Genomic DNA, 12,610 nt, shown 5'->3' on the forward strand with positions numbered 1-12,610 from the left:
TAAAATTATTGTTTAATACCTTCACTCCATAACCGACCTAATACCCTCGCTCCCTCCGCATTCGGATGTAAATAAAAAACTCCTCGTTTACCTTCTTGAGGGGTATGGTATTTTTTATAATGCTTGCGAAAGACCTTAAATCCTTTTGTGTCTCCGATCATAGCCCTACCCTTATTCTTTCTGCCAAGTCTTTCTATCGCAGCAAAATAAGTTTGCAAACGTTTTAATCCCTCCTTAAGATACATAGCACTATTATACGTGTTAGGGCTATACCAGATAGGATAATGCAACACCACTTTTGCCTCGGGAAATCGAAAACATAAGCTATCAATAATCAACTGCATATTGCTTTCATATTGTTCAGCCGAAACAGGTGCTCCATTGGTTCCGGTACAAGCGCTATCATTTACTCCCAAACAAAAAGAAAACACAAGATTTCTTTTATCTTTCTTATATAGCTCATCGGCTTTTCTTATCACATATTTAAAACCACCTTTACCAGGAAGGAAATCAAAAGTTGTATAACCACTTTTTCCACAATTTACAGACTGTACATCATACCCCAAACTATCTAAATAAATAGTTGTCCATTCAGGCGGAGTAATTTTCAAGTATGTAGCTTCTGTAATACTATTACCAACAAATACAACATTTATCTTTTTTTCTGGGGGAAAAGGAAACTTTCTATGCGGACATATTTTTCGTGCAATAACACGCGCCATAATCTTCGTACCTTTCTCATTAGGATGTACTTTGTCATACACACAATCATCCTTTCCAACCAAAGGTGTATGTAAATCTATAATGTCAGCACAAGTTGCCTTGGATATATTATCTATCATTGGCATCATTTCTTTTACAAGAAGCTGATCCTCTACAGGAAGGAAATTATCTTTAAACGTTGGAATGGGATAACAAATAAAGACTTTCGGATGACTTGGCAAAGTCTGAAAAGAAAGTATAAATTCAATATAATCACTTTCAAAATTATCTTTATAAGCCCAATTCTGCGCTTTCGCATCATTTGTTCCCATTTTTACAATTACAATATCAGGATTCCACGCAAGCACTTCTTTATATCGCTCTTCATTCCAATATGGATAATCTCCTTTTTTCAGCACTGTACGTGCTCCAATACCATAATTGCGAACAATATATCCATTTCCCAAAAGGTCTTGCAAAATGGAGGGATATTTTTGTTCATTTGATAAAGCTATATTTTCTGTAATACTATTACCAACACAAGCCACTTTTATCTGGGCTTTTATATTAATAGCCCATCCTATCACAACTGAAATAATTAAAACTCTATACATACTTATCATTACTTAAACATTTGTGTTTTATTCCAATCATACGGAAAGGGAATCTTCTTATAATAATCTAAAGAATAACGAGACGATTCATACACCTCAGGAATAGGCATTTGAGAGTACTCCTTGAAAAAAAGCAAGCAAGCATCTCTCCACCAAACAGCCTCACGCTCTTGGTTCTGAAGTAAATTCTCCGTGCTCGTAAATCGTTCTCCATCTATTACGTCCTTTAATGAGGCCCAAATACTCTGCATGGTTCTGACCTCTTCTACACCCTTATAATAATGATTAACAAGCTCATTCCATAATGTCTGTCCCGATTTCATCTTATATTCCCAAGGAAGACGATGAAACCAAAGTAAATATCTATCTGGACAAGTTTTTAAATTTTCAAAATATGCTCCAACCAATTTATGATATTGGCCTGTAGCCCTACTGCCTTTATCTGTTCGATCAACCCCTATACTATCTTTTGTTACTTGGTGATAATCATAAGCCGTCCATAAAGGGTCATCATGCCATGGCTCCGGACCATTGTGTGTATGAAAATTCATAATATGATTAAGCCCTAAGGGCATCATATAATTCACAGCTGCCTCCCGTGAAATCAACATCATTCTTTTTATCGAATCTATTACATCTTCCCGATTAGAGAATGTCATACGCACCCATTCCTCTGACACTTTTTCGCTTGTCAAATCCGGATTCCAAGCCAATCTTCCAAACGCATGCCAATTAGCCTGTCCAAACAAATATCCCGTCCAATTTAAATCAGTTCCTACATTTGACACTCCAGCTATTGCAGACATTCCACAAGTTTCATGATAATTCTGAAGAATCTTCGATACTGTATTTCCTTTTCCATCCCCATAAACATCCGATTGCAATGTCTCCTCAAATAAAGGTGCTAAATATACTAAATGCCCTGCATGTCCCAGATTTTCTTGTGTAATTTGAAATTCAAGAGATAAAGCTGTATTGGGCATTTTCCCAAACAATGGATGAAATGGTTCTCGTGGCTGAAAATCTATTGGTCCATTTTTAGTCTGCAAAAACACATTTTCTTTAAATTGTCCATCAAGAGGTTTAAACTCATTATATCCAGTAACAACCCGGTCGACATACCGCTCATTTTTATAAACAAAAGCACGCCAAAACAGTATACCACCATAAGGTTGCAATGCTTCGGCTATCATATTGGCACCTTCAGCGTGAGTACGTCCATAATCTTGCGGTCCAGGTTGCCCTTCCGAATTTGCCTTTATCAAAAAACCACCAAAATCCGGAATGTATTCATAAATTTCTGTTACTTTATTTCTCCACCACTGCTTCACTTTGGGATTCATTGGGTCTGATGTATCCAAATTACCAATTTCCTGTGGAGCACTAAAACGGGCAGTAAGAAATACCCGAATGCCATAAGGACGGAAAGAATCAGCCAACCCTGCAGCTTTTATCAACCACTCTGTACGCAAACTTTTTGCATTTGCATTCACATTATTCAATACAGTACCATTAATACCTATTGAAGCGTTTGCCCTCGCATAATCTACACATCGTTGACTTCGATAGAAAGGCAAACGTTCCCAATCCCATAAAGAATAACCTGCATATCCTCTTTCAATTGTTCCATCTAAGTTATCCCAATGATTCAATACTCTATATTTAATTTGGGGAACTTCTTTGACAGACACCCCATCTAATGATTGATGTGTTTGAATTAATTTCAAATAATGAAAAATTGCATACAACAACCCTTGATCCTTTTGCGCAACCACAACTGTCACTTTTTTTTGCTCAATCTGCAACGAACGGATTATATATCCTTCATCTCCCAAACTATCAAGTTCTTTTGCACAAAGAAGGGAAGTTATTAACGGAGAAGACTCCACGTTCCCTACCAACAAACAATTATCCTTTACATCATGCGTTTCTTGTATAGTAAAACCAAGTAGTCCTTTCAATCCATTATATAGTTCTGTTTTTGCCACCAATTGTTTTTGCGTTCTTGCAGTGAAAACAATCGAACTGTTTTTTATCTGATAATATCTTTTTAACGCAACATCTTCAATTAAGTGATAACGTAACCACAATTCATAGCCACTTTCTGCAAATATTTCATTCACTTGCAATAAAATCAGCAATGCACTAATACAAAAAGCTTTTAATTTATACTCCATAATTCTTTTTTCTTGCAAGGTGCTTAATCCACAAATAGAATTCTATCTTTGAGAGACCAAGCAACCTTACAAAAATTTTACTACTAATTTATTTAACTACTCCTGAAAACATCCAAGTTGTTCCAATTCCCCAATAAGTGAGAAGATTTCAACAAAAGCACCTTGTGTCTTTATATTCCACTTACCTTCTTTCTTATCACCTGCATAATCGTCGCTCATTAGATTAGTCAACCGATTTCTACAGTTGCTTTGCCAAGCATGTTCCATGGTATTTTTCACCGCTTTGACATAAACATCGTTCTTATCTATTTTATATAGCTCTACGAATCCCCTGAACATAACGGCATTAAACCAAGTGTTTGGATCGCTTAATATCATTATATCTCTATCAAGTATAGACGAATGATAGTTTTTAAACCATTTTTTATAAATCGACTGTGCTATATTTTGGGCATCTTTCAGAAATTGTTCTTCTTTTGTAATCCGATACAACATAGCAGCAGCTAACATTGGTTGTCCCGAATTATACGTGAATTTATCCTTAGATACTTTAAGCTCCGAATTCTTATCGGAAGGGTCACTTAAGCGAACATTGTCATAAAATAAATAGTCATTCGGATCTTGTAATACATCTTTACAGTATGAATACAAACTCTTTGCTATTTCCAAATATGATTCATTCTTGCTCAATTGGTATAATTTTAGAGCCATTACAGCTGCCGGGGCAGTGGAACATGTATGCTTTGATACCGCACCTTCTTTCCAATATACTCCACCGCCAGTCACGTCATCTATCCCTTCCAAAATAAAGTTCCAAACAGTATTTGCATGCTGCAAATAAACTTCATTCCCTGTAAGTTCATATAAATTGGCCATTTCGATGCCAATCCAGACATTATCATCGTAATAACGCTCATCATTCGGCCCAATATAAGTACCATAAGCAAAAGATTTCCGTCCACTACCATTATTCAAAAAAATGTCTATTGAGTTTAGAAAAGTTTCTTCCTTTTCTGCATATTTTGCTCTTAGTTTCTCATTATTAGTTTCCTTTGTGACCTTATACATTGTAACAAATCCGGAATAAGCTGCACCTTGTCCCCAAACGGCTGCAATGCCATCCCAATAGGGACCTGTAGCATTGGGGTAATTCTCATTCCATGCATTATATCTCCCACCAAAAAATAATTCAATCACAGAAGACATCAAACAATCTGCTCTATATACAAAATCCTGTTGGGAAGAAAGGATCTCTGCTGTACGGGCTTCCGAGCGTACTCCTTTTTCATTAATAGCTACAATCTTTACATATCCCCTCTCTTCCACAGAAAGTGACGTCTGATAAGAACCTACTTTGGTAGAAACAGCGTCCAACAACACAGGTTCACCCAAAAGATTATCATTCGCAGAACAGCAAGAGATTTCCACCTTAGACAAAAAATCATCTTCCGGATTCATCCATGTTACAAGTACTATTTCGCTATTACTATCCATATATTGTGCCTGTAAATTAAGCACAGGAGCTATTTCGTCAGATGTTATAGTTTCAGGAGTGTATCTTTCTAATATATCATACTTTTCATCTTCATTACACGAATACATTATAATAGCTAATGCTAAAAAGAAATATTTCTTTATTACTTTTTTCATAATTACTCATTTTTACTACTTAGTTTGCATATTTAATCGCTTAGTAGCCTCTTTCACTACTATCCATTCCGACCACCAAGAATTTTCGTTATCTCTTGTTCGATATTTATAATATAGTAAAAAGCGTTCATTCTTCTTTTCATAAACATTTTGATAAATAAAATCCTCTTCACTATCATTAGGCGGAGTCATCAAATGAACTTCAAGCGTTTTAGTATCGCGAATGTAAGGATACATCTTTATCGAATTATCTTTTTGCACTTCAACAGTCACAGCATTTTTAGCTATAATTTTTTCATTTGCCTCAAACTTAGTATTCGCAACGAACATTCTCACCGAATTAGCATTTATCGGATGAACATTTTTATAGCCACTAATGGAGGAAGAATTATCTCCTATGATACGATATCCTTTCATTGTATATTGGGTTGCCTCTTTCGTATTGGCATATTCATTATATGTATAAATACGACATAGGACATTTCGTTTTTCCTCTTTAATCTGAAATCCAGACACATCTTTGATTCTCAGTGGAATAAAGTAAGTCGAATCAGGCGAAAGTGAGGACAAAGCTTCCTGCTTTATAACAATAGGCAATGTAGCATACGGATCAATATCATCGTGACGCAAGAGCACGTTCATTTGTGGCATTTCATAGCTATCGTTTTTGAGTTCTTTTGCATATTTTTCCTCATTAATATCAAAATTGCTATAATTATATTTGCCTAATATGTCCTTATCTTTTTCAAGAGTAACTTGGACATCGTTGTCTATCTTCTGTGTACCACTGCACGCTACAGAAACAGTACCCATATCCTTATCCTTATTCAAAGAGAATAATAAATTGTGTATTTGTTCTTCATTGCTAACAATATAAATATATTTATCATACAATTCTTCTCTAAACATGGCATCTTCATCACACCCTATCATTAACAGGCCCAAAACGAAAGCCATCATTACTTTTATATATTTTTTCATATCATATATTTTTAGTTTGCCCATCCTGGATTTTGATCCAAATCTTTAACTCTTCTTATCTCTGTCCTAGAAATAGGCAGAAAAATCATCTTTTTATTAATAACTCTGTTTCGCACACGTGAATGATTCACTATAACTCTATTGTAATATTCCGGCTCAGCAGATTCTATATCCATCCCCGTGATAGGCTCAGTTTCCACCTCTTCATATATTCCCCATCTACGAACATCATAGTATCTGCGATTCTCAAATAAGAATTCTATCATGCGTTCGTCTATAATCTGTTCTTGCACTTTAACTGGGTCTTCCAATTCTTCATTCGTCAGTCCTGGAAGCCCAGCTCTATAACGAACTCGATTAAATGATTTTGCTATCTCATCAAGATTTCGATATGCTGTATATTCGAAATCGTCAGGAAGAACAACTGTGAAAGAAGTATTGCCTAGATTATTTAATGCTTCAGCATAAGATAATAGAATTTCTGCATAACGAATAATCGGAAATCCTTTGGCAACTCGTTGTGCTCCCTCACCACTCCATGCATCTGATTCATGAATATATTTCGTTATCACATAACCTGTGCTCGGATAGTCATTCTTCACATTAGCACTACTGTATCTACCTGAATTACCATTTTTATCATACGTGACAGTTATATTTTTCTTTCTTGTATCGCTTGTAGAACTAGCCATCCAATAACGTCTTGAAAAACCTATAGAAGCATAAAAACGCATTTCACGATTAGCATACATATTGCTAATACCAGTATTCAATGTATACCCTGAGAATGTCATTCGTCCCGTATTAGTCATTCCATCTTCAGAATAAGGATATTCAGAACTCGAATTCTGAATACTTCGTCCATCCACCATCTTATATTTATCTATCACTTTTTGTGGAACACACATTCCATTGAAACCTCCTAAAATATCTCCATTAAAAGAATGTCTTGTTATATCCACAATACTACTAGACATTCTTCCCCAAATATATTCTGGGTTTGTTTGTGGGACAGTTTCCCCCGTAAACATATCAGAATAAGATCTGAATGGATCTATACCACCTGCTCCTGCCGGAAAGGGTTCAGTTGACACACCTTGTGGCAATTTAGGAGTATTAATATCACTTTTTACTGTATGAAGTTCATACAATCCCATATCTATAATTCGTGCACAAGCTGCTGCTGCTAATGCCCATCGTTCCACATTCTCCGTTTGCGATATATAATGTGCATTGTCGACACTCCTTTTCCATGAACCAAAATACGTTTTAGCCACACTGCCTCCATTATATAACGGACTAGCATGTTGCAATCTTAATCGTGCAATCAAACCATACGCTGCTCCTTTTGTCGGTCGTCCAAACTGACTAATAGGTACAGTGATCGGAAGATTTACTGCAGCAGCTTCCAGTTCTCCACACACATACTCTACCGATTCGTCATAAGTTGACCGATGAGCATTATAATAATCTATAGTTTCATTATTATCCATGACTTCATCGCCCAGTATGACAAGTGGTCCAAAATCCATCAATAAATTATAATAAGCATATGCCCTCATAAAACGTGTATAAGCAAGAAGTTCTAACTTTTCTGTCGTTTTTAGATCTTTCGCTTCATCTATTCTACGAAATATCAAATTTGTTTTTCGTATAATCTTATACATAGTTCCCCAATTTCCCAAACCTCCAGAATTATCAGGAGTGATTTCACCTAAGACAAACCCCATACCTAGAAATTGGTCACTACCAAATGTAGTAAAGGCCTCATCGCTAGCTAACGGACCTGGAGTGTAAGGATATTGAAACAATTTTCCCTCATCCGGAAAATTGGCTGCTGTTGCCCATAAATATTTCTCCACGTTTCTTTTATTAGCAAATACCGAATCATAAGAGAGCATATCTTTAAACTCATCTTCTACGTTAAGAAAATTACATGAACTCATACAAAGAAGCATGCCAAACTGTATGAATATTATTATTTTATTTTTCATATTCTGACAATTAAAAATTAATATACATTTGTAATGAATAAGTTGCAGGAATAGGATAAGCTCGACCATTCTTAGTGGTCTGTTCAGGGTCCCATAATCCACCTATTTTATCCCAAACATAAAGATCCTGTCCAACTAACTGTAAATCAATAGAACTAACTCCTATTTTAGAAAAAGCTTTCAGTTTCAAATTATAACCAACACTTATCTCTTGTAACCTTAAATATTGTCCATTTGCTTTCCAAAATGTAGATTTCTGTGTATTATTACTATTCTTTCCATAACTTAACCGTGGAAACCTAGCGTTGGGGTTCTCTGTAGAAGGGTCACCCGAATATGAAGCAGGTATCCATCTATTACTGGAATTTGCCACAATAGACAATACATTTCCTGTTTCCCCATATAAAAACGGGTAATAGCCAAAGCCCGAATCTTCTGAAGTATAAAAAAAGTCTTTTTTCCCAATCCCTTTAAAAAGAATATTGAACGTTAAGTTTTTATATCTAAATTCTCCACCAAATCCATACATTAACCGAGGATAATTATCGTAAGACAAAGGTACTTGATCATCTATATCAATTCTTCCATCACCATTTACATCTTTATACTTAATATCCCCTGCCTCATAATTTCCAAAAGTTTGTATCGGACTGTTATTTATATCTGCTTCATCTCTAAATAATCCTAAAGCAATATATCCTCGTTGAATACCATAAGGCCAACCACTAAAATTCTGATATGCATATTTCTGCTCTATTTGTTCCCAATTATCAATCTTGTTTTTGGAGTAAGTGAAATTTCCTCTAATAACAAAAGACATATCTTTGTTGATCTGTTGAGTATATGAAATATTTCCATCGGCTCCCCAACTTTTCATTTGACCAACATTACCATATGGAAGACTAACCAATCCTACAAAATTAGGAATTTGCGCCCTTTGTTGGAAAATACCTTCACGTTTATCCCAAAAATAGTCCATGACAAAATCGATTTTATTATTAAACAATTTTCCTTCGATTCCAATGTCTAGTTTTTTTGATTTCTCCCACTCCAAGTTATCAGCTCCAATTACAGATTCTGAAATACCTCCTCCAACATTTCCTCCCCAACCGAGAGGTGCTCCACTATTTACAATCGTCAAATAAGGAAACCTTTTATCCGTTATCCTATCATTTCCTACAAGTCCATATGAACCTCGGAGTTTCAAATGATCCAGCCAAGGAAATTTTTCTTTCACTATGTCATATTGAGTCGGAATCCAGCCAAAAGCAAATGAAGGGAAAAAACCGAATTGTTTCCCCGGTTGAAAGTTTTCAGAACCTGTATATCCAAAGTTTAAGTCCATTAGATAAGTATCTCTAAACCCATATGTCACTCTGCTCGAAACTCCCTGATAACGCTTAGGTATCGCAGCCATTGTTTCAAAATTTGAATCAGCATTAGCTATATCTTGTAAATTTTTTTCCGAACTCATATAATAATACACCAAAGCTGAAAAACGATGATCTGTTCCAAACAAACGTTCGTAATTAAGTGTTGATTCAAAATGATACTTTGAATACTGATTCTGATAATTAGAAAATTGAGCTTTTACTTCATCTTGTTTTTTTACCAACTGAAGTTGTCCATTCGCATATCGTCCAGTTGCATAATACATTTCTGGCAATACATAACGACGTTCTGAATAATTGGTATTTCTTGTTATAGCACCCTGTGCACGTATTTTCAGTCCTTTTGTTATAAAAGAAAGATCTTGATTTAAAGCAAGTGTTATCTGATTATTACTATTTTCAGTTTGTTTTTTACCGGTATGATTAATCATCACATATGGTGAATATGCATTAAGAGTCCCATACGAAGGTAACTGTCCTGTAGAGTATTTAGTTGGAATAGTCAATGGAGTTAATAATGCTTGAGCATTCCACACTGCATCTGTTGCATTTTGTTCAGAATTACCTGGTTCTTTATTAACAGTAAACCATCCCTCCATTCCAAAATACAAATTTGTTGTTTTTGTAAGATTCATATCTATATTAGAGCGATAAGTAAATTTATTATAACCTAATCCTTTGTTATATTTACTGTTTTTATCTATTTTATAGGCAGCATCTTCTTTTGACATCCCCAGACTTAAAAAATATTTAGCTACACTACCTCCACCTCTAGCACTTGCATAATAAGTATGTTTAAAAGACGTTTTATTCAAAGTCTCGTCTCTCCAGTTCACATCAGGATAAAGATCTGGATCCAATTGATGCTTTATCGCATATAAAGCAATATCATCATATAATGGAAGATCTCCGCGCACAATTTTTGCCTCATTTGCCAACTGAGCATACTCATATGCTTGTAAATATTCAGGCATTCGAGTCAATTTCGATATTGTAAAATTTGCACGAGCTGTAACTTGAAGTTTCTCTGTTGTACCCCTTTTTGTTGTGATTAAAACCACTCCATTAGCACCTCTTACACCATATACAGCCGTTGCGGATGCATCCTTTAAAATAGAAAAACTCTCAACATCAGCAGGATCAACCATTGAAAGATCACCTTCCAAGCCATCAATTAAAACCAAAGCACCGCTATTCGCCCCAAAAGTACCAATTCCTCGCACCCAAAACTCCGAAACATTCTTACCTGGTTCTCCGCTATATTGTTGAGAAATGATACCAGCGACACGTCCTCCCAACATATTATTAATAGATGCAGACGGTGCTTTAATTTGGTTCATATCTACATTTGTTATTGCTCCTACTAAACTCACTTTCCTTTGCGAAGTACCCAGCCCCGTTATTACAACCTCTTCTAGTTCTTCTGTCTCAGGAGATAAAGTAATTATTATTTTTTCTTGTTTAGTAATCAATTTTTCTTGAGTCTTATAACCAATAAAAGAAACTACAAGTATATCCCCAATTGTTGCTTTTATAGAGAATTCACCATCAATATCTGTTGAGACACCAACTCCTGGTCTGTCTTTCAGATAAACTGCAGCACCCGGTACAGGCGTTTTTTGTTCATCATATACGCAACCTTTTAGATCTATGACCTCTTGTGCGAACAATTCCATACTACTTATCAATAAAGATAATAGCACTAATGCATATTTCACTTTCATCTTTATATTCTTATTCTTTTGTTTATACCATAATTATTGAAGTGTAAGTTTACGTATACAGCGATTCCCTAAATCTGCAATATACACATCTCCTTCTGAATTCACAGCTACCCCTCTAGGATCGTTCAACAAAGCCATATCTGGGCTACCATCTGCATAACCTGCCTCTCCAGGTTGTCCAATAGGAGTCGTCACTATACCATTTTTATCTATCATTCTAATACAGTGATTACCACTATCAGCTATATAGATGTTGCCTTCCATGTCTAATGACATTTGACGAGGAGAATTAAATTCTGCATCAGTTGCAATTCCATCGTTCCAACCTGATTGTCCAAAAGCCCCAGCAAACAATTTGTGTTCTCCAGTCTCTATATTGTAAGTATAAATAACATGTTTAGCTGCATAAGCTATATATAAAATCTCCGGTTGTGTTGGATGAGCAACAATAAAACTATCTGTATTAGGAAAAAAGTTGCCGATCTTTTGCCCTACTCTTGTTTCTGGGTCTACCTTTATTAAATCCCCTCCATAAGAACGAGTATAAATCATATTATCATATCTAGAAAAAGCCAAAGAATGTTTCCAATTTATTTCAAAATCATCCATTCCTGCCTCTTGCTGTTCTTTGGAAGGATGAAGTACCAAACGACTCTTAGCAATCCATTGATTTACAGGATTCAATTCATAGAAAGTATATCCTCCGTCTAAAGGTATATATACATTCTGCGTCTGAGCATTGACAGTTGGTACATTCAAATTGTCTGACGCTTTAAACAAAAAAGTTACTGTACCACTCTCTTCATTCAATACAGAACAAGTTCCTTTACCATCACTACCATTTCGTTCCGTAATAAAGAGATTATTTTCATCATCAATTGCAAGATGTTGCACGGGACCAAATTGTGCTGCAGCCAAGGTCCCTTCCACAAATAAATTGGTTCCAGGTTGCCCAGCAATAGTAGTAACAGAATAGTTCTCTATATATTGAAAATTACGTGTAAACCTAGCCTCTTGATTGCCAACTTTTACAGTAACTATACAATCGTTACCAGGAAGTTTAGGAACAAGCAAATAAATAATACTATTTTTCACATTTAGAATTGACGCCTCTTTTTGGTTAAAAAATACCTTGATTTGTGAGAGATCTGTTCCAAAATTAGCTCCCTCAATAACCATTCTAGTCGCCATTCCCCCTTGTATTGGGAAAAAATCTGTTAAAGAAATAGGAAGAGAAGGATCATATTCTGAATTTCCCGCCTCATTCTTAGAACAGGAAAAAACAATTGTAACAATTACAATTATAACTACAAACTTTATATATTTTATTATTGTCATTTCTATATTCTTTATATTTGATTAGTTTCTATTATATGA

At 35.4% G+C, this 12,610-nt stretch carries 7 protein-coding genes; all 7 read right to left on the reverse strand.

The features are described 5' to 3' along the window. Window positions 1-5: 5 nt before the first annotated feature. The 7 genes from BT_RS13255 to BT_RS13285 all read right to left on the reverse strand — a co-directional run bounded on the left by BT_RS13255 (window position 6) and on the right by BT_RS13285 (window position 12,571). Complete coding sequence (locus BT_RS13255) at window positions 6-1,316, reverse strand: GDSL-type esterase/lipase family protein (RefSeq protein ID WP_011108400.1); 1,311 nt, start codon at window positions 1,314-1,316, stop codon at window positions 6-8. A gap of 8 nt (window positions 1,317-1,324) precedes the next feature. Continuing rightward, window positions 1,325-3,493 carry an alpha-glucuronidase family glycosyl hydrolase gene (locus BT_RS13260; protein WP_011108401.1) on the reverse strand — a complete coding sequence of 723 codons (2,169 nt, stop codon included), beginning with the start codon at window positions 3,491-3,493 and terminating at the stop codon, window positions 1,325-1,327. 96 nt (window positions 3,494-3,589) lie between these two features. Then, the gene (locus BT_RS13265) at window positions 3,590-5,143 is read right to left on the reverse strand and encodes a glycoside hydrolase family 76 protein (protein WP_011108402.1); all 1,554 of its coding nucleotides are present in this window, start codon (window positions 5,141-5,143) and stop codon (window positions 3,590-3,592) included. Window positions 5,144-5,158: 15 nt separating this feature from the next. Continuing rightward, window positions 5,159-6,124 (reverse strand): BT_3044 domain-containing protein, encoded by a 966-nt coding sequence (locus BT_RS13270; protein ID WP_011108403.1) that lies wholly within the window; start codon window positions 6,122-6,124, stop codon window positions 5,159-5,161. Between the two features lie 11 nt (window positions 6,125-6,135). Next, window positions 6,136-8,118, reverse strand: a complete 1,983-nt coding sequence (locus BT_RS13275) for a RagB/SusD family nutrient uptake outer membrane protein (protein WP_011108404.1) — start codon at window positions 8,116-8,118, stop codon at window positions 6,136-6,138. A gap of 10 nt (window positions 8,119-8,128) precedes the next feature. Next, window positions 8,129-11,233, reverse strand: a complete 3,105-nt coding sequence (locus tag BT_RS13280) for a SusC/RagA family TonB-linked outer membrane protein (protein WP_011108405.1) — start codon at window positions 11,231-11,233, stop codon at window positions 8,129-8,131. Between the two features lie 33 nt (window positions 11,234-11,266). After that, a complete protein-coding gene (locus BT_RS13285) occupies window positions 11,267-12,571 on the reverse strand; it encodes an IPT/TIG domain-containing protein (RefSeq protein ID WP_011108406.1) in 1,305 nt (434 codons plus the stop codon). Between the last annotated feature and the right edge of the window lie 39 nt (window positions 12,572-12,610).

This window comes from Bacteroides thetaiotaomicron VPI-5482 (assembly GCF_000011065.1).
Classification (GTDB): Bacteria; Bacteroidota; Bacteroidia; order Bacteroidales; family Bacteroidaceae; genus Bacteroides; species Bacteroides thetaiotaomicron.

Excerpts from the sequence above, each read along its gene's own strand:
- BT_RS13255 (WP_011108400.1), bottom strand. The coding sequence starts at position 1,316 with ATGTATAGAGTTTTAATTATTTCAGTTGTGATAGGATGGGCTATTAAT.
- BT_RS13260 (WP_011108401.1), bottom strand. The coding sequence starts at position 3,493 with ATGGAGTATAAATTAAAAGCTTTTTGTATTAGTGCATTGCTGATTTTA.
- BT_RS13265 (WP_011108402.1), bottom strand. The coding sequence starts at position 5,143 with ATGAAAAAAGTAATAAAGAAATATTTCTTTTTAGCATTAGCTATTATA.
- BT_RS13270 (WP_011108403.1), bottom strand. The coding sequence starts at position 6,124 with ATGAAAAAATATATAAAAGTAATGATGGCTTTCGTTTTGGGCCTGTTA.
- BT_RS13275 (WP_011108404.1), bottom strand. The coding sequence starts at position 8,118 with ATGAAAAATAAAATAATAATATTCATACAGTTTGGCATGCTTCTTTGT.
- BT_RS13280 (WP_011108405.1), bottom strand. The coding sequence starts at position 11,233 with ATGAAAGTGAAATATGCATTAGTGCTATTATCTTTATTGATAAGTAGT.
- BT_RS13285 (WP_011108406.1), bottom strand. The coding sequence starts at position 12,571 with ATGACAATAATAAAATATATAAAGTTTGTAGTTATAATTGTAATTGTT.